The sequence below is a fragment of the Candidatus Protochlamydia sp. R18 genome (assembly GCF_000648255.1).
GTDB classification, from domain to species: Bacteria; Chlamydiota; Chlamydiia; order Chlamydiales; family Parachlamydiaceae; genus Protochlamydia; species Protochlamydia amoebophila.
Genome location: NZ_BASL01000026.1, coordinates 1 through 414, shown reverse-complemented (window position 1 = coordinate 414; position 414 = coordinate 1). Strand labels below are relative to the sequence as shown.

At 29.7% G+C, this 414-nt stretch carries 1 pseudogene; it reads left to right on the top strand.

Annotation, left to right across the window (positions count from 1 at the left end):
• Window positions 1-96: 96 nt before the first annotated feature.
• Window positions 97-414 (top strand): annotated as a pseudogene (locus tag TY19_RS12055) (IS982 family transposase); the annotation flags it as partial.

Here is a 414-nt window from a genome sequence, read left to right as displayed (position 1 = left end):
AATAAGAAGAATAAAATTTAAATGACAAAAGACCTCTGCATCATTTAAAACATTTGTTTTCCCAAACTAATGTTTAATATGGCATGAGAGGTCAAAATGGATTTAATCAAATGATATTGTCGTCTAGATAATTTTTGGAAGTCTTTTGAGCAGAAATGGAATGAACGTTAATTTTTCATGGTAAAACAAAGCGAGGACCCCAACCTGAATGATCGATACCAGAGAGGATGACAATTGTCATTTTATTTCATCAGTCAAATGACAGAGCTTTCAAACACTTCTATAATTACATTAATTTTTATTTAAGAAATGAATTTCCAAAATTAATAAGCTATAATCGATTCGTTTACTTAAAAAAAATATGTTTGTTCCTTTATTTGCTTACCTCATGCACAGAAAAGGTAAAGTGACGGG